16 protein-coding genes are annotated in these 15,360 nt (G+C 71.3%); 9 read left to right on the top strand and 7 right to left on the bottom strand.

Features of this window, described 5'->3' with window-relative positions:
* Nucleotides 1–59 precede the first annotated feature (59 nt).
* Nucleotides 60–926 (top strand): alpha/beta fold hydrolase, encoded by an 867-nt coding sequence (locus OG792_RS01635; protein WP_329106641.1) that lies wholly within the window; start codon nt 60–62, stop codon nt 924–926.
* An 8-nt stretch (nt 927–934) separates the two neighbouring features.
* Here OG792_RS01635 and OG792_RS01630 read toward each other — a convergent pair whose 3' ends face one another.
* On the bottom strand, nt 935–2,722 hold the full coding sequence (locus tag OG792_RS01630; RefSeq protein ID WP_329106639.1) for a glycoside hydrolase family 15 protein: 1,788 nt from the start codon (nt 2,720–2,722) through the stop codon (nt 935–937).
* 168 nt (nt 2,723–2,890) lie between these two features.
* Between OG792_RS01630 and OG792_RS01625 the strand changes: the two genes are divergently transcribed.
* Nucleotides 2,891–3,922 carry an NADPH:quinone reductase gene (locus OG792_RS01625; protein WP_329106637.1) on the top strand — a complete coding sequence of 344 codons (1,032 nt, stop codon included), beginning with the start codon at nt 2,891–2,893 and terminating at the stop codon, nt 3,920–3,922.
* Between the two features lies 1 nt (nt 3,923).
* Here the strand turns inward: OG792_RS01625 and OG792_RS01620 are convergent, their stop codons facing one another.
* A complete protein-coding gene (locus tag OG792_RS01620; RefSeq protein ID WP_329106635.1) occupies nt 3,924–4,166 on the bottom strand; it encodes a hypothetical protein in 243 nt (80 codons plus the stop codon).
* A 255-nt stretch (nt 4,167–4,421) separates the two neighbouring features.
* On the opposite strand from OG792_RS01620, the gene OG792_RS01615 reads away from it, so the two are divergent.
* The gene (locus OG792_RS01615; protein ID WP_329106633.1) at nt 4,422–4,874 is read left to right on the top strand and encodes a ribonuclease domain-containing protein; all 453 of its coding nucleotides are present in this window, start codon (nt 4,422–4,424) and stop codon (nt 4,872–4,874) included.
* 72 nt (nt 4,875–4,946) lie between these two features.
* The gene (locus tag OG792_RS01610) at nt 4,947–5,348 is read left to right on the top strand and encodes a barstar family protein (RefSeq protein ID WP_329106631.1); all 402 of its coding nucleotides are present in this window, start codon (nt 4,947–4,949) and stop codon (nt 5,346–5,348) included.
* 12 nt (nt 5,349–5,360) lie between these two features.
* On the opposite strand, the gene OG792_RS01605 is transcribed toward OG792_RS01610, so the two are convergent.
* Nucleotides 5,361–5,834 carry a hypothetical protein gene (locus OG792_RS01605; protein ID WP_329106630.1) on the bottom strand — a complete coding sequence of 158 codons (474 nt, stop codon included), beginning with the start codon at nt 5,832–5,834 and terminating at the stop codon, nt 5,361–5,363.
* Between the two features lie 175 nt (nt 5,835–6,009).
* On the opposite strand from OG792_RS01605, the gene OG792_RS01600 reads away from it, so the two are divergent.
* On the top strand, nt 6,010–6,504 hold the full coding sequence (locus OG792_RS01600; RefSeq protein WP_329106627.1) for an NUDIX domain-containing protein: 495 nt from the start codon (nt 6,010–6,012) through the stop codon (nt 6,502–6,504).
* A gap of 5 nt (nt 6,505–6,509) precedes the next feature.
* Here OG792_RS01600 and OG792_RS01595 read toward each other — a convergent pair whose 3' ends face one another.
* Nucleotides 6,510–8,126 carry an MDR family MFS transporter gene (locus OG792_RS01595; protein WP_329106625.1) on the bottom strand — a complete coding sequence of 539 codons (1,617 nt, stop codon included), beginning with the start codon at nt 8,124–8,126 and terminating at the stop codon, nt 6,510–6,512.
* A 181-nt stretch (nt 8,127–8,307) separates the two neighbouring features.
* Here OG792_RS01595 and OG792_RS01590 point away from each other — a divergent pair, with 181 nt between their 5' ends.
* The 3 genes from OG792_RS01590 to OG792_RS01580 all read left to right on the top strand — a co-directional run bounded on the left by OG792_RS01590 (nt 8,308) and on the right by OG792_RS01580 (nt 12,483).
* Nucleotides 8,308–9,621: an MFS transporter gene (locus OG792_RS01590; protein ID WP_329106623.1), complete on the top strand. Its 1,314-nt coding sequence runs from the start codon at nt 8,308–8,310 to the stop codon at nt 9,619–9,621.
* Nucleotides 9,622–9,706: 85 nt separating this feature from the next.
* Entirely contained in the window at nt 9,707–11,512 is a 1,806-nt protein-coding gene (gene rfaE2 / locus OG792_RS01585) for a D-glycero-beta-D-manno-heptose 1-phosphate adenylyltransferase (RefSeq protein ID WP_329106621.1), read from the top strand.
* 14 nt (nt 11,513–11,526) lie between these two features.
* A complete protein-coding gene (locus OG792_RS01580) occupies nt 11,527–12,483 on the top strand; it encodes a glycosyltransferase family A protein (protein WP_442932436.1) in 957 nt (318 codons plus the stop codon).
* Between the two features lie 36 nt (nt 12,484–12,519).
* Here the strand turns inward: OG792_RS01580 and OG792_RS01575 are convergent, their stop codons facing one another.
* The 3 genes from OG792_RS01575 to OG792_RS01565 are packed head-to-tail and all read right to left on the bottom strand — an operon-like array spanning nt 12,520 to nt 14,823.
* Nucleotides 12,520–13,623 carry a glycosyltransferase family 9 protein gene (locus OG792_RS01575; RefSeq protein WP_329106618.1) on the bottom strand — a complete coding sequence of 368 codons (1,104 nt, stop codon included), beginning with the start codon at nt 13,621–13,623 and terminating at the stop codon, nt 12,520–12,522.
* A gap of 16 nt (nt 13,624–13,639) precedes the next feature.
* Nucleotides 13,640–14,311: an Hsp20/alpha crystallin family protein gene (locus tag OG792_RS01570; RefSeq protein ID WP_329106616.1), complete on the bottom strand. Its 672-nt coding sequence runs from the start codon at nt 14,309–14,311 to the stop codon at nt 13,640–13,642.
* Nucleotides 14,308–14,823 carry a DUF2231 domain-containing protein gene (locus tag OG792_RS01565; RefSeq protein ID WP_329106614.1) on the bottom strand — a complete coding sequence of 172 codons (516 nt, stop codon included), beginning with the start codon at nt 14,821–14,823 and terminating at the stop codon, nt 14,308–14,310. Before OG792_RS01565 ends, OG792_RS01570 begins: the two co-directional genes overlap by 4 nt.
* 301 nt (nt 14,824–15,124) lie before the next feature.
* On the opposite strand from OG792_RS01565, the gene OG792_RS01560 reads away from it, so the two are divergent.
* Nucleotides 15,125–15,313, top strand: coding sequence for a hypothetical protein (locus OG792_RS01560; protein WP_329106612.1), 189 nt, complete (start codon nt 15,125–15,127; stop codon nt 15,311–15,313).
* Nucleotides 15,314–15,360 lie beyond the last annotated feature (47 nt).

Below are 15,360 nucleotides of genomic sequence, written 5' to 3'. Positions count from 1 at the left end.
AGCGGGGGAACTTCGCGGATCTCGGGACGTGTCGGGCAATGCGCCTCGATACTGCGGACATGATCCCTGTACATCACCGGACCGCGACGGTCGACGGGTTCGAGGTGTTCTACCGCGAGGCCGGCAATCCGAGTTCGCCAACCCTGGTACTGCTGCACGGCTTCCCGACCAGTTCGCACTCGTTTCGGGAGCTGATCCCGGCACTGGCCGACCGTTACCACCTCGTGGCCCCGGACATGCTCGGCTTCGGCTACTCCGCCGCGCCGAGCCTGGCCGACTTCCCGTACACGTTCGACGCGCTCACCGACGTCACCGCCAAACTGCTAGAACAACTCAAGATCCGGCGGTACGCGGTCTACATGCACGACTACGGCGCGCCCATCGCCCTGCGGCTGTTCCTGCGCAAACCCGAGCAGATCAGCGCGTTCATCACCCAGAGCGGGAACGCGTACATGGAGGGTTTCGTCGACGCGTTCTGGACACCGCTGTTCGCGTACGCGAAGGCCCCCGGCCCGGAGACGGAGAAGACGGCTCGGGTGGCGTTCACGCCGACGAAGGTCCGCTGGCAGTACGAGAACGGCGTGGCCGACGTGAGCCTGATCAGTCCGGACGCGTACGCCCACGCCCAGTCGATTCTCGACCGGCCCGGCAACGACGACATCCAGCTTCAGCTCTTCCGCGACTACAAGACGAATCTCGACGTCTATCCGGCCGCCCAGGACTGTTTCCGGCGCACGAAGGTGCCCCTGCTCGCGGTCTGGGGCGGCAACGACGAGATCTTCGGCCCGGACGGGGCCCGTGCCTTCCAGCGGGACCTGCCGGACGCCGAAATCCACCTGCTCGACACCGGGCACTTCGCCCTTGAGACCCATCTGGACCCGATCACCGGTTACATCCGGGGCTTCCTCGGGCAGACCCTCAACTGACCGCGTTGCTAGACGCGTACGCGGGCGCTCTCGGTGAGCTGCCAGGCCGTGTTGATCAGTGCCATGTGGGAGAACGCCTGCGGGAAGTTGCCCAGCTGCTCCCCCGTACGCGGATCGAACTGCTCGGCGAACAGCCCGAGATCGTTGGCGCGGGCGGTGAGGCTCTCGAACATGAGGCTGGCCCGGTCGTGCTCGCCCGCCTGGGCCAGGCAGTTGACCAGCCAGAACGAGCAGAGGAAGAAGGCCGCCGGGTCGCCGTCCCAGCGCCGGACCAACCCGTCCACGGTCAGCTCGCGTTCGATCCGGTCGATGGTGGCCCGCATCCGTGAGTCGGTGGCGGGCAGGAAACCCCAGATCGGCAGGGTCAGCACCGAGGCGTCGAGCCGGTCAGACCCGAAAGCCCCGGTGTACGCGCCGACGTCCGCGTTCCAACCCTGCGCGAGGACGGTGGCGCGGACCTCGTCGCGGGCCCGCGCCCAGCGCTCGACGTCCGCCGCGTCACCGATCCGCTCGCCGAACAGGACCGCCCGGTCGAGCGCCACCCAGCAGCACACCTTGGACGAGAGGTAGTGCCGCTGCGCGTCCCGCGCCTCCCACATGCCGGCGTCGGGCAGGTGCCAGCTCGCGGCGGCCTGGTCGGCCAGCGAGCGCAGCAGGTGACAGACCGACTCGCGCATCGGGTCGAGGTAGTCGCGCAACAGCCAGGCCGCGTCGAGGACCTCACCGAGTACGTCCGACTGCCGCTGCCGCCAGGCGTCGTTGCCGACCAGCACGGGTCTGCTGCCGGCGTACCCGCCGAGGGTGTCGAGGGCGTGCTCGGTCAGGTCCCGCTCGCCCTCGGGCCCGTACATGATCGGCACCGGTTCGGTGGTGACCCGGCCGACCGACTTGGCCACCCAGTCGAAGAGCCGGTTCGCCTCGTCCGGGCAGGCCGCCACCCACAGGGCGCGCATGGTGAGGGCGAAGTCGCGCAGCCAGGCGTACCGGTAGTCGTAGTTGCGGTCGCCACCGATCTCCTCCGGCAGCGAGGTGGTGCCGGCGGCCACCACGGCACCACTGGGCCCGAAGGTCAGCCCCTGCAACACCAGTGAGCTGCGGCGTACCTGGTCGCGGTAGCGTCCCTGATAGTTGTGGTGGTGCATCCAGGAGCGCCAGCCGGTCACCGTGTCGGCCAGTGTCTCGGGCACGTCCCCGGCCGGCAGTCGCCGGGCACCGTCGCCGTAGGTGGGCGAGTAGGTGACGGCGAAGCTCTCCCGTTGGCCGGCGGCGACGGTGAACCGGGCCGAGGCGTCGATGTGGTCCCGGTCGACGGGAACGCTCGCGGTCATGGTGAGCGTGGTCGCCCCGGCGGTCGCGGTGACCTCGCGTTCCTCGACGGTCAGGTACGCGGTCACCCGGCCGTACTCGAAGCGCGGGGCGAAGGACATCAGGATCGGTACGCTCCCGGACAGGCCCTCCACCGTACGCAGCAGCATGGCGGGTGAGCGCCGGCCGATCTGGTGCCCGCGTGCGCCCGGTTCCAGTGCGAGCGCGTCGGTCACCGCGACCGTCCCCTCCCCCGTGGTGAAGACCGTACGCAGCACCAACGTCTCGTCCAGGTACTCCCGTTCCACCTCGAAGTCCGCTGCGGGGCGGATCGTCCAGTGCCCGCCGCCCTCGTCCAGCATCCGGGCGAAGACCGACGGTCCGTCGAACCGCGACGGGCACCACCAGTCCACCGCGCCGTCCCGGCCGACCAGCGCACCGGTACGGCCGTCGGCCAGGAAGCCGTAGTCGCCGATCCGGTTGCCGGTCACCGGCACTCCGTCCGTACGACCTGTGCCCGATGTCCGATCTGTCATACCCCCGACACCCCGCCGTCCCGCGCCACGACACCTCCCGAACCAGGAAGGACCCCGGATACCCGTACATGGCTCCGATAACCGGGGAAAATGGGGTCAACCGCGCCAGGCAGGGAGACCACCATGAAGGCAGCCGTCTACACCCGCACCGGCGAACCGGGGGTGCTGGAGCTGGTCGACCAGCCGATCCCCGAGCCCGACGCGGGTGAGGTCCTGGTCCGGATGGCCTTCTCCGGCATCAACCCCACCGACGTCAAGGCCCGCTCCGGCGACGGCGGCCCACCCCCGTACGGTTGGCAGGTCCCCGGTCAGGACGGTGCGGGCGTGATCGAGGCGACCGGCCACGGGGTGGACTCGACCCTGGTCGGCGAGCGGGTCTGGGTCTGGGAAGCCGCCGTCACCCGCCCCTGGGGTACGGCGGCCGAGTACACCCTCGTACCGTCCCGCCAGATCGTCCTGCTCGGCCCGGCATCGTTCGAGGTCGGCGCGGCGCTCGGCATCCCGTTCCTGACCGCCCACCGTTGCCTGACCGTCGGCGAGTTGATGCCCCGACACCTCGACGTCGGCAGCCTGGCCGACCACGTCGTCCTGGTCCAGGGCGGTGCGGGCGTGGTCGGCAACGCGGCGATCCAGCTCGCCCGCTGGGCCGACGCCACCGTCATCGCCACGGTCAGCAGCGCGGAGAAGGCCCAGCTGGCCGCCGCAGCCGGCGCCTCACACGTGATCAACTATCGGCAGCAGGACGTGGTCGCCGAGGTGAAGAAGATCGCCCCGCACGGGGTGGACACGATCGTCGAGGTGGCCGGCGATCGGAACGCGTCGATCGACGCCCAGGTGATCGGCCACGCCGGGGTCGTCTCCGTCTACTCGTTCGGCGGCGACGGCACCCTGAGCCTGCCCGCGATGCAGCTGATGACGCCCAACGCGCGCTGGCAGTTCGTGACGATCTACCAGGTGCCGACGGCGGCCAAGGCGCAGGCCGTACAGGACGTGGCCACCGCGGCGACGCAGGGCGGCATCCGGGTCGGCGCGGATGCCGGCCTGCCGTTGCACTACTACCCGCTGGCCGAGGCCGCCGACGCGCATGCCGCGGTGGAGGATTCGACGGTTGGCAAGGTCCTGATCAGTACGGCCCAGGAGCAGCCGGCGGCGTAGCTCAGCCGCTGCGGCGGTTGCCCCACTGGCGCGGCCCCTGGACCGAACCCCGGCCGCCGAAGCTCTTGCCCTTGCCCTGCGGCTGCTGCTGTGGGCCGCCCTTGCCCCGGCGGGCCGCCCGGTTCAGGAAGGTTGGCGCGTCGTCCTCGGCCGGCGCGTCGTCGTCGGCCGGGTCAGCGCCCTCGGTCAGCTCCGCCGCCTCGGTCACGTCGTCGGTGTTCTCGGGACCGCTCGGATCCGGCATCGTTGTCTCCCTGGAGCTCGTGGGTACGGGTCACACGACAGCGCCGGGCTCCGCACTGGGGAATCCTCCAAAGCTTACGGGTACGCGCCGACGCCGCCGCACCCGACCAACCGGTCCGGCCGCGGCCGAGGCGGAAACATATGGTAGATCATCGATTAATTTAACCTTTTCCCTCTTCCAGGGCAGACATCCACTATCGAAGATGGATCACGACCCGCACACCCCCGCGGACTTCCCCGGCACTGGAGGCCCACCATGACCGTCCTCGCCCCGCTCGCCGCCGTCGCCCGATCGCGACCGCAGCGCCTGCTCGCCAGCTTCGCCCTGCTCGCCGCGATGGTCGCCACGATGCTGGTCGGACCGGCGGTGGTCGCGCCGGCGCACACCGACTCGGCCTCGGCCGCCGTGTTCAGCTCCTGCAACATCTCCCGGTGCGCCGACGCCCGGACCGCCCGCAGCGGCTGGGCCAGCCGGGGCTTCCCGACCTCGCGCGGCTGGGTCTCCTGGAGCGGCGGGCTCTCCAACTACGCCGGCGGCCGGCACATGAACTACGAGGGCCAGCTCCCGACGAACGCCACCTACTACGAGTACGACGTCTACCCGCGCAGCCAGGGTGCCGCCCGCGACGCGTACCGGATCGTGGTCAACAAGGCCACCGGCGCGACCTGGTTCACCCCGAACCACTACGCGGACTTCTACCGGCTCTGATCGGGTGCGTACCGTCGGGCCGGGCGGCACTCGCCCGGCCCGACAGCTCGACCGTCAAGACGAGGAAACCCGATGGCAGAACCGACCGGTCCGCAACTCCCGCCGTGGCTGAGTGTGTCGACCACCGCCGCCGTACCGCCGGACGCGGTGGTGGTAAGCGGTGCCGCCGGTCGTACCCGGGACGGGCTGTTCACCGGGTGGGCGGCGGCGCTCGCCTTCCCGGACTACTTCGGCCGCAACTGGGACGCCCTGCTGGACGCGCTACGCGACCTGGTCGAGCGGCAACGGCCCACGCTGGTCGTGACCGACGCCGACGAGTTGCTCGCCGACGAGCCGCCCGCGCAGCTCACGACCCTGCTGGCCGTACTCGGCTCGGTCGACGACGGGTCCGGGCAGGCGTTGCGGGTTGTTCTGGACACCGGGCCGGACGACGCGCCCACCCTGCGACGGCGGATCGCCGCCGCGCTGTCCTGAGACCGGGCAGGACTACGGCAGTTCCATCGTCTGGACGACGAAGATCTCGGCCAACGCCGCGTCGAGGTAGTCGGCGAGCGGCCGGCCGGTGACCGCGAGCAGGTCGGCGACGAGCAGCGGCGCGTGCCGGGCCATCGCCGCCGGCTCGATCCGCGGCGCCTCCTCCTCCGAGGGATGTACGCCGAGCGCGGCCGTCAGCAGCAGCACGAGCACGGTCGGGTCCAGTTCCGGAAACCAACCGAGGTTGTCGACGGCGCACCGCTTCAGGACCACTTGCAGGTCGTCGCTGTCCAGTCCGTCCGGGTGCATCTCCTCCAGCAGCATCCGTACCACCCCGCCGAGCACCAGCCCGACCTGCTCCGGATTGCGGGCCGCCAACTCCACCGCCGCCCGCTCGAACTCCTCCGGGTCCCGTGCGACCGCCGCCGCGACGGCACCCTCCGCCGCCCGCGAAATCGCCCGCCCCACCACCACCCCTGATTCCATGCACCCCATTCAACTCGCTGCGCCGGTCCGCTACCCCTCCAGGGGCAGCGGACCGCCACAGCATCGAGCGGATTTGGTCAGGTGTCGGCACCGATACCTTGGAAAGCCCGGCGGCGCTCTCCCGAGGCCGAAACAGCGGACTCGGCGGCCCGGTTCGCGCCCTAGAGTTATCGGGATGAGCAGCATTTCGTGGGCGGAGTCCTACCTCGGGCAGCTTCGTACGCTGGCCGGCGACCGGACCCTGATGTTCGTTGGCGCCCGGGGCGTGGTCCGGGACGCGGCCGGTCAGGTTCTGCTGATCGAGCGGTCCGACAACGGTGACTGGGCGTTGCCGGCCGGGGCGATGGAGCTCGGTGAGTCGATCAGCGACTGTGTGAAGCGGGAGGTGTGGGAGGAGACCGGTCTGCGCGCGGAGGCGGTCACCCCGTTCGCGTTCTACACCGGCCCGGAGCGCACCTTCACCAACATGTACGGCGACACGTACCAGCTCTTCGTGGTGGCGTTCCGGGTCGAGACCTGGTCCGGTGAGCTGTTGACGGTCACCGACGAGACCACCAACGCCGGCTTCTTCCCGCCCCGTGGCCTGCCCGCGCCGACCTCTCCGACGGTCTTGGAGACCCTGGACGACCTGGCGGTGTACGAGCGCACCGGCCAACTCGTGCTCAAGTAGGGCGGCTAGATCATCGTCTGGGCGTTCGCTTCCATGTCCGTCGCGGCGTCGTCGTGCGACTCCTTGGAAAGCGGCGTGCCGGCGCCACCGGCACCGCGCAGTTCCTGGTTCGGCATCAGCACGGTGAGCACCACCGCCACGATCGCGATCAGGCCGGCGACCAGGAAGACCAGGTGCAGCCCGCTGACGAAGCTCTGCTGTACGGCGTCGCGGAGCGGGTCCGGCAGCGCCATGATCTTCGCCGGTTCGTTGATGGAGAACGTGCTCGGGTCGATCGGGGCCTGCTGCTCCGGCGGCAGCTTCGACAGCGCGGTCGGCAGCCGGTCGGTGAGCCCACCGGTCAGCCGGGTGGAGAGCAGGGTGCCGAGGATGGCCACCCCGAACGAACCGCCGAGCGAGCGGAAGAAGGTGACGGTCGACGTACCGGCGCCGAGGTCGCGCACCTCGACCGAGTTCTGCACGCCGAGGATCAGCGACTGCATGCACAGGCCGAGGCCGATACCGATGATCACCATGTAGACGAACGCCAGCCAGAGCGTCGAGTGCACCTGGAGCTGGGTGAAGAGCAGCATGCCGAGCACCAGCAGTACGGCACCGGCGACCGGGAACCACTTGTACCGACCGATCCGGCTGATCGCCCGGCCGGTGAGCACCGAGGTGACGATGATGCCGGCCATCATCGGCAGCATCAGCAGACCGCTGTTGGTCGGCGAGGCGCCCTTGACGATCTGTAGGTACAGCGGGATGAAGATGATCGACCCGAACATCACCAGGCCGAGGATGAACGAGGCCGCGTTGCCCAGCGCGAAGGTCCGGCGGCGGAACAGGCCGAGCGGCAGGATCGGCTCGGACACCCGGGACTCCTGCCACAGGAAGACCACCGCGAGCAACGCGCCGACCGCGAACAGGGCGAGGATGAGCGGCGAGGCCCAGGCGTACTCGTTGCCGCCCCAGCTCAGCGCGAGCAGCAGCGCGCTCACCGAGCCCACCAGCAGGCCGGCGCCGAGCCAGTCGACCGAGTGCTGCCGCTTGACGAACGGGATCAGCCGCATCACGTAGTAGCTGACGATGATCGCGACGATCGCCAACGGCACGTTGATGTAGAAGATCCAGCGCCAGTTGTGCTCGGCGAAGTAACCACCGACCAGCGGGCCGGCGACCGAGGCGATACCGAAGACCGCGCCGAACAACCCCTGGTAACGACCGCGTTCCCGGGGTGCCACCACGTCCGAGATGATGGTGAAGGCGAGGGTCAGCAGACCACCGGCGCCGATGCCCTGGATCGCCCGGGTGATGATCAGCTGGGTCATGTCCTGGGAGAGCCCGGCCAGTGCCGAGCCGACCAGGAACGTACCGATCGAGAAGAGGAAGACCGGGCGGCGACCGTAGAGGTCGGCCATCTTGCCGTACAGCGGGGTGGAGGCGGTCGACGCCAGCAGGTACGCGGTCACCACCCACGAGTAGTGGTTGATCCCACCCAGCTCACCCACGATGGTGGGCAGAGCCGTACCGACGATCGTCTGGTCCAGGGCGGCCAGCAGCATGCCGGTCATCAGGCCGCTCATCAGGAGCAGGATCTGCCGGTGAGTCAGGCTCGGCCGGGTGTTCTCGGCGGTCGTCATCGTGCTTTCTCCCCCCGCCGGCACCGAACATGCCTGGCGGGTGGCCACTCTTCCACCCGCACCCACCCGCCTACTTACCGGCCGACAAGTATGTGATCCCGGACATCCCGAAGATCAGCGAATGCTGGGAGCCGGCTGTACCAGCGAAACCGGCTCGACGGCGGGACGACGATCCGGGACCATGCGCCGGGTGAAGACCGGCCTGCTCCGGCGCCTGGCGCTGGACCTCACCCCGCTGCGTACCTCCCGTGACTTCCGGCTGGTCTTCTCCGCCGCCGGCATCTCCGGCTTCGGGTCGTTCATCACGTACGTCACCGTCCCGTACCAGGTGTACGAGCTGACCCACGATCCGCTGCTGGTCGGCCTGCTCGGCGTGGTCGAACTCGTACCCCTGCTCCTGATGGGTTTTGTCGGCGGCGCGCTGGCCGACTACCTGGACCGGCGCCGGCTGGTGCTCGGCGGCGAGATCGGCCTCACCCTGCTCTGCGGGGTGCTGCTGGTGAACTCGCTGTCCGACCAACCCCACCTGTGGCTGCTCTACCTGGTCGCCGGACTGACCGCCGCGGTCGACGGGGTGCAGCGCCCGGCCCTGGAGGGACTCACGCCGAGGCTGGTCACCCCGGCCGAGATCCCGGCCGCCAGCGCGCTCAACTCGCTGCGCATGCAGATCGCCCAGCTCGCCGGCCCGGCCCTGGCCGGGGTGCTGATCGCCTCGGTCGACCTGGCCTGGGTGTACGCCATCGACCTGGCCACCTTCGCCGCCTCGCTCGGCTGCCTGGCGCTGGTCCGGGCGGTCCCACCACCACCGGCCGCCGACCGCCCGTCGGTGCGTTCGGTGCTGACCGGCCTGCGGTACGCCCGCAGCCGCCCCGAACTGCTCGGCACCTACCTGGTCGACATCAACGCGATGTTCTTCGGCATGCCGCAGGCGCTCTACCCGTTCATGGCCGGCAAGCTCGGCGGACCGGCCGTACTCGGGCTGCTCTACGCCGCCCCGGCGGTCGGCTCGCTGCTCGCCACGCTCGGCTCCGGCTGGACCCGGCAGGTGCACCGGCACGGGCTGATGGTGGTGCTGGCCGCCGGGGCCTGGGGGCTGGCCATCCTCGCCTTCGGGCTGGTCGACTCGCTCTGGCTGGCGCTGGTCCTGCTCGCCCTCGCCGGTGCCGCCGACATGGTCTCCGGGCTGTTCCGGATGATCATCTGGAACCAGACCATCCCCGACCACCTGCGCGGCCGGCTGGCCGGGATCGAGATGCTGTCGTACTCGACCGGGCCGCTGCTCGGGCAGTTGCGCTCCGGGCTGGCCGCCCGCGCGCTCGGCGTGAACGGCTCGATCGTCTCCGGCGGCCTGCTCTGCATCGTCGGCACGGTCGCCCTGGCCGCCGCGCTGCCCCGGTTCCTGCGCTACGACGGGCGCGACGGCCTGGCCCGCAAGGAGGCCGAGGACGCCGCCTGGGCCGCCGCCGCGACCACGCCGGCCAGCCCCGTCGGATAACCCCGATCCGGTACGAACACCACCAGAACCACCGCGCGCCGATCACCGCCCGGTTTGGCCCTGCCGACAGCGGGGACCCGCCGGCATGGTGATCGGAGCAGCAGATGATCGGCGACTCGCCGATGTGGTCGAGAGCTGGCTCGGGCGTGGCGTGCTGGTCGTCGGCGACGCGATGCTCGACGAGTGGCGGTTCGCCGATTCCGACCGGCTCTGCCGGGAGGCGCCCGCCCCCGTACTCACCCTGCGGCGGCGGATCACCGCCGCCGGTGGCGCCGCGAACACCGCGGTGAACCTGAGCGCGCTCGGTGGCCGGGCGTCCCTGGTCGCCCCGGTCGGCGCCGACGTGGCCGGCGACGAACTGCACGACTGCCTGGACCGGGCCGGGGTCTGGGACCGTACGGTGTCGCAGACCGGACGGCGTACGCCGGTCAAACGACGGATCCTCGCCGCCGACCAGATCCTGGTACGCGAGGACGAGGGCGACCGGGACGACCGGCTCTGCGCCGACGGGGTGGAGCGGCTGCTCGGCACCCTCGCCAGCGCCACCGAGGAACTGCGCGAGGTCACCGGTCAGCCGCCGACGCTGGTGATCTGCGACTACGGCCTCGGTGCCCTGCCCGAACCGATCCGGGCCTGGCTGGTCGAGCACCGCGACCTGTTCGGCACGGTGGCGCTCGACGCGCACGACCTGGCCTACTGGCGCGGTCTCGCCCCGACCGTGGTGACGCCGAGCTTCGCCGAGGCGACCCGCCTGCTCAACGCCGCCCGCCCCGCCCCGACGGCAGCACCGCAACCGCCGGCTGCGCATGGGACACCCGCGGTGGCGATGCCGACGGTGGTGACCACGGTGGACGTACCGCCGCTGCCGGAGCGGTCGCGCGGGTTCACCGAGAGCACCACCGGCGCCGGCACCGACCGGGCGGGGCTGGCCCGCTCCCGGCTCGCCGAGATCCGTGAACGTACCGGGGCGGACGTGGTGGCGGTGACCCTGGACACCGACGGTGCCGTGGTCGGCGGCGCCGACGGCGAGCCCCGCCGCAGCCACGCCACCCCGGTCCCGGCCAGCTACGCGGTCGGCGCCGGAGACGCGTACCTGGCCGCGATGACCCTGGCCCTGGCCGCGGGCGCACCACTGCCGACGGCCGCCCGACTCGCCCAACTCGCCGCCACCAGCACCGTGGCCGGCACCGGCACCTGTGTCTGCGTACGGGAAGATCTGCTCGCGGCCCTCGGCTCGACCGACGGCGGCGAGCCGGCGCCGGCGATCGTCGACCACGGCGGACTCGACGCGCTGATCGCCCAGCACCGGCGCGACGGCCGCACGGTGGTCTTCACCAACGGCTGCTTCGACGTCCTGCACCGGGGCCACGTCCGCTACCTCGACCAGGCCCGCCGGCTGGGCGACGTGCTGGTGGTGGCGGTCAACTCGGACGACAGCGTGCGCCGGCTCAAGGGCGCCGACCGGCCGGTGAACCCGGTCGAGGACCGGGTCGCCGTGCTCGCCGCACTGGCCTGTGTGGACCACGTGGTCGTCTTCGAGGAAGACTCGCCGGCCGCCCTGATCGAGACCGTCCGGCCCGACGTGTACGTCAAGGGCGGCGACTACCCGCCCGAGATGGTCCCCGAGGCACCCCTGGTACGGCGGCTCGGCGGCCAGGTCCGCACCCTCGGCTACGTGCCCGACCGCTCCACCTCCGCCATCATCGAACGGATCCGGGCCCAGGCCGGCGACCGAACCCCCGCCGTCGCCGACAGCGCCGCCGGAATCCCGGTGGTGCTCACCGAAAGCCCACCCGACCCCGTGGAAAGCCCTGTCGACAGCCACACCGAGGGTTACGCCGGGGGTTACGCCGACAGGCCGGTCGACAGCCCGAGCGGCAGTACGCCGTGAGCCGGCCGCCCGTCGTGAACCGGCCGCTGGCCTCGGACGACGCGGCGGACTTCCGGACCGGCCGGCTGCTGGACGTGCTCATCCCGACCCGGAACCGCCCGGCCGAACTGGCCGTCACGCTGGCCGGGCTGGCCGCCCAGAGCGGGCCGGACGGGTTCGGGGTGGTGGTCAGCGACCAGTCCGGCGGCAGCCCGCCGTGGGCCCAGCCGGCGGTCGCCGCGACCGTACGCGTGCTCCGCCATCGCGGTCACCCGGTGCTGCTCACCCGGCGACTGCCCCGGCGCGGGCTGGCCGAACACCGCGCCTACCTGCTCGACCAGTCCCTCGCTCGGTACGTGCTCTTCCTCGACGACGACGTGTGGCTCGAACCGGACGCGGTCGACCGGCTGGTCGACGCGATCCAGGAACTGGACTGCGGCTTCGTCGGCAACGCCGTACACGGACTGTCCTACCTGGACGACGTACGGCCGGAGACGCACCGGCACTACCAGGAGTGGGACGGGCCGCCGGTGCCGGAGGAGATCCGCCCCGGCACGCCGGAATGGGACCGGGCCCGGATCCATCCCGCCGCGAACCTGCTGCACGTCACCGAGACGGTGGGTCTGACGCCCGGCCAGTGGCGGGCGTACAAGGTCTCCTGGATCGGCGGCTGCGTGCTCTACGACCGGCTCCGGCTGCACGCCTCGGGCGGCTTCGACTTCTGGCGCCGGCTGCCGGAGAAACACCAGGGCGAGGACGTCGCCGCCCAACTAGCGGTGATGCGCCGGTACGGCGGGGCCGGCATCCTGCCCAGCGGCGCCTACCACCTGGAGGCGCCGACCACGGTCACCGACCGACCGGTCGAGGCGTGGGAGATAGTGCTCGCCGACGAGTCCGACGGGCGGGCGGTGGCGGCACCGGAACCCCAACCGGCCTCGCTGGAACCACAGGCCGCCTCGCTCGAAACCCAGGCCGCCCTGGAACCGATGTGACCGATCCTTTCCGACCCGACACCGACACCGACCGGGTCAGTGGGCGTCGGTCAGGTCGGCCACCGCCTCCAGCACCTCCACCACCGGTACGTCGGTGACGAAGGAGACCCGGTGCGGGCAGTCCCCGGCACCGGGGCGGGCCGGATAGATGCCCCGGCTACAGTCGAGGCCGCACTCCGGGCAGTGGATCGTCCAGGAGCCGATCGGCCGGTGCCGCGCCCGCAACGGGGTGGCGCAGTTGATCAGGTTGCCGACCCAGAAGATGCCGACCGTCGGCGTACCGACCGCCGCCGCGACGTGCACCGGGCCGGTGTCGTTCGCGATCACCACCGCGCAGCCGGTGAAGAAGCCGAGCAGCCCACCGAGCGACAACTCCCCGGCCAGCGATCGCAGCGGTACGCGCGCCGCGTCGACCACCTGCCCGGCCAGGTCCCGCTCCTGCGACGTACCGGTGACGAACACGTCGTACCCGTCGGCGACCAGCCGGTCGGCGACCTCGGCGAACCGCTCCGCCGGCCAACGTCGGCGCGGATCGCTGGCACCCGGATGCAGGGCGATCCTCGGTCGGTCCGGCTCACCGAGCACCGACCGGGCCTCGGCCAGGTCGGCGGGGGTCACGTGCAGGCGCGGGCTCACCGTCGCCGGGCTCACCCCGACCAGGCCGGCGACCTCCAGGTAGCGGAAGACCTCGGGCTGGTAGAAGACGTACCGCAGCCACCGGTCCAGTTCCGGCGCACCCTCGGCGCGCAGCCCGGCGGTGACCCGGGCGCCGAGTCCGGCCACTATCGGGTTCGAGTTCCCCCCGCCACCGTGCATCTGTAGGGCCAGGTCGAACCGCTCCCGACGGGCAGCGGACAGGAAGTCGGCCATCGCGGCACTCGACGGCGCCGGCTCGTCCGGCCCGGCGGTCCTGATCCCCTCGGCCGGCGGCACCACCAACACCCGGTCCACCGGCCCCGGCCGGTCGGCGAGCAGGCCGGCGTGCCACGGTGCACCGATCAGGACCAGCTCGGCGTGCGGATAACCGGCCCGCAGCGCCTCCAACGCGGGCAACGCGAAAATGAAGTCACCGAGCGCGTTCGCCCGCAGTACGGCGATCCGCTCGACATCCGGCACCAGGTCCCGTACCCGGCCGATCATCGCCCGTGGTCGCCGCTCAGCCGAAGTGGCGTCGAGTGGGCTGACTCGATCCCGCCTCCGGCTGATGCAGCTCCCGGTCGGCGGCCGGATCGCTGGTGCCCTGGGTGATGCCACCACCGGCACGGGCCGAACTGCCCGCCGTCAGCGCCGCCTCACCGACCCGACGCGCGGCGGCACCGGCCGGCAGAGCCGTACTGCCGCTCGTCGCGCCACTGCCGCTTCCCGGTGGGGTGGACCGGCCGGACGGGTAACGCCGGCCGACGGTGATCGTACGGCGACCGGACCGGCCCGCCTTCGGTAACGCCACCGTGAGCAGGCCGTGGTCCATCACCGCGTCGATTCGCTCCAGGTCGACCTCACCCGGCAACCGGATCTTGTGCTCGAACGCCCGCGCCTTCGAACCGGAGCCGGGCATCCCGTTGTCGGTGTTGACCTCTTCCTCGGACCGGCCCCGTACGCACAGGTCCCGGCCGTCGACCTCAAGGGCCACCTCCTCCGGGGCGACCCCGGGCAGCCGGGCGACCACGTACCAGCCGTCGTCGCCGTCCACCAGTTCCACGTCCGGCGGGCCGCCGCCGACCCCGGCCAGCGCCGAGTTCACCATCCGGCCCAGCTCGGTGCGGAATGCCCGCAGCCCGGTCACCGCCTCCCGGCCACGGTCGAGTCCTGCCTGCACCGGTTGACTCATCGGGCGTCTCCCATCCGGCCCATCCGGTCCGCCGCCGGGGTTGGGCTCAGCGAACTGGACGCGTTCAGCCCCGCGTCCCGATCGATCCCGACGCCGAGCCGGTCGACCAGTTCGCCACCGAACCAGGCACCGAGACCGACGCAGGCGAGCGCCACCACCTCGATCGCGAACAGGGCCCCACCGGCGCCGCGCTCGTTGGCCGCCAGCCGTACCGCCCAGATCGCGGCGAAGAGGAGGATCACCGCTATGTTGATCGCCGCGTGGCTCACCCCGATCCGCTTCGCGCGGGTGCCGGACGGGATCGCCAGCAGGTCGACCGCGCCGACCCCCGCTGCCAGCACACCGCCGATCAACCCGATCAAAATATTCCAGTACGCCACCTCGCCCAGGAACCTCGGGCCGCCGACGATGTCGGCGAAGTCGAAGATCACCGCAGTCACGAAGAGCGCGACCGGAAACATGACCAACATCGGGTGCACCGGGTGACCCAGCGATTTGATCCGGCTCTCCATGGTCGCCTCCCAGCTCGGCGGGCTTTCCCGCGCTGGGCCCGTACCCGGCTGTGACCTCGGCAAACACGATCGCCCACGATCGGGCCGGTCGGCTACGAGACGGGACGGCGGGTCGTCTCCGACCCGCCGTCGATGCCGATCAACGGCATGCCCCGTGGAGACCCCCAAGGTTCACGGCAAGCCAGACCGGCCCGCCCATCAGACGAGAGTTGTGGCGAGACGACAACCGCCGGCCCGGCACCCTCGAAGCGCCCGTCGTCGCGGACCCGTCGGGCCCACCGGAGCCCGCGAAGAACACCGAGTGATCGGCCGGATCGCCATCCGTGGGTGGAGGGATGACCTGCCGCTGTATCCGCTGGTGGCGGTTGTCCTCGTCGGGTTGCTGCCGCTCGCGTACCTGGTCCACCGGCCGTGGGAGCGACCGGTGGCCCGCTGGCTGACCGGCCGCCTGCGGGCAAGCTTCGACCAGGTACGAGCAGCCACCGCGTAGTGACCGCAGGGAGCGGGCTGTCTCCACGGACCCTTGTTCGACAACTA

Source organism: Micromonospora sp. NBC_01699, from assembly GCF_036250065.1.
GTDB lineage: Bacteria > Actinomycetota > Actinomycetes > Mycobacteriales > Micromonosporaceae > Micromonospora_G.
Note: the sequence above shows the minus strand (reverse complement) of the source record. Positions and strands in the feature narration are given on the sequence as shown.

What these genes read in the sequence shown, in the direction of transcription:
- OG792_RS01610 (WP_329106631.1), top strand. Translation starts at nt 4,947, where the DNA reads ATGGCAGAACCGACCGGTCCGCAACTCCCGCCGTGGCTGAGTGTGTCG.
- OG792_RS01595 (WP_329106625.1), bottom strand. Translation starts at nt 8,126, where the DNA reads ATGACGACCGCCGAGAACACCCGGCCGAGCCTGACTCACCGGCAGATC.
- OG792_RS01635 (WP_329106641.1), top strand. Translation starts at nt 60, where the DNA reads ATGATCCCTGTACATCACCGGACCGCGACGGTCGACGGGTTCGAGGTG.
- rfaE2 (WP_329106621.1), top strand. Translation starts at nt 9,707, where the DNA reads ATGGTGATCGGAGCAGCAGATGATCGGCGACTCGCCGATGTGGTCGAG.
- OG792_RS01570 (WP_329106616.1), bottom strand. Translation starts at nt 14,311, where the DNA reads ATGAGTCAACCGGTGCAGGCAGGACTCGACCGTGGCCGGGAGGCGGTG.
- OG792_RS01615 (WP_329106633.1), top strand. Translation starts at nt 4,422, where the DNA reads ATGACCGTCCTCGCCCCGCTCGCCGCCGTCGCCCGATCGCGACCGCAG.
- OG792_RS01590 (WP_329106623.1), top strand. Translation starts at nt 8,308, where the DNA reads ATGCGCCGGGTGAAGACCGGCCTGCTCCGGCGCCTGGCGCTGGACCTC.
- OG792_RS01575 (WP_329106618.1), bottom strand. Translation starts at nt 13,623, where the DNA reads ATGATCGGCCGGGTACGGGACCTGGTGCCGGATGTCGAGCGGATCGCC.
- OG792_RS01565 (WP_329106614.1), bottom strand. Translation starts at nt 14,823, where the DNA reads ATGGAGAGCCGGATCAAATCGCTGGGTCACCCGGTGCACCCGATGTTG.
- OG792_RS01625 (WP_329106637.1), top strand. Translation starts at nt 2,891, where the DNA reads ATGAAGGCAGCCGTCTACACCCGCACCGGCGAACCGGGGGTGCTGGAG.
- OG792_RS01620 (WP_329106635.1), bottom strand. Translation starts at nt 4,166, where the DNA reads ATGCCGGATCCGAGCGGTCCCGAGAACACCGACGACGTGACCGAGGCG.
- OG792_RS01605 (WP_329106630.1), bottom strand. Translation starts at nt 5,834, where the DNA reads ATGGAATCAGGGGTGGTGGTGGGGCGGGCGATTTCGCGGGCGGCGGAG.
- OG792_RS01600 (WP_329106627.1), top strand. Translation starts at nt 6,010, where the DNA reads ATGAGCAGCATTTCGTGGGCGGAGTCCTACCTCGGGCAGCTTCGTACG.